Genomic DNA, 378 nt, shown 5'->3' with positions numbered 1-378 from the left:
TTCGAGTAGGCGCGGCTAGCTTTTGCTAGCTGAGGAAAGTCCACGCACGCACAAGCTGCGATGCTTGTAGTGATCGTATTCAGCTCAATAAGCTGGAGGAAAGTTATTTAACTTTTACGGCGGAAAAAGTGCTAAATCTTTGGACATGCATTACTATCCTGAAAGTGCCACAGTGACGTAGCAAAATCAGAAATGATTTTGGTGGAACGAGGTAAACCCTGCGAGCGTGAAACCCAAATTTGGTGGGGGAGTTTCGATCTAAGGAAATGAACTAAAGATCGGGTTATTGCATTAGCAATAAAGATAGATGACTACTAATAGTGATTTTGCCAAGAATCACTGGAACAAAACGTGGCTTATAGAAATTCACACAGGCAG

General features: G+C 42.6%; 1 other RNA gene. It reads left to right on the top strand.

What is annotated here, in order from left to right:
* Positions 1-364: RNase P RNA component class B (gene rnpB / locus HL666_RS33880), an RNA gene on the top strand; the annotation flags it as partial.
* Between the last annotated feature and the right edge of the window lie 14 nt (positions 365-378).

This window comes from Bradyrhizobium aeschynomenes (assembly GCF_013178945.1).
Classification (GTDB): Bacteria; Pseudomonadota; Alphaproteobacteria; order Rhizobiales; family Xanthobacteraceae; genus Bradyrhizobium; species Bradyrhizobium aeschynomenes.
The sequence above is the reverse complement of the archived record's forward strand: the minus strand, read 5'-3'. Positions and strand labels throughout refer to the sequence as shown.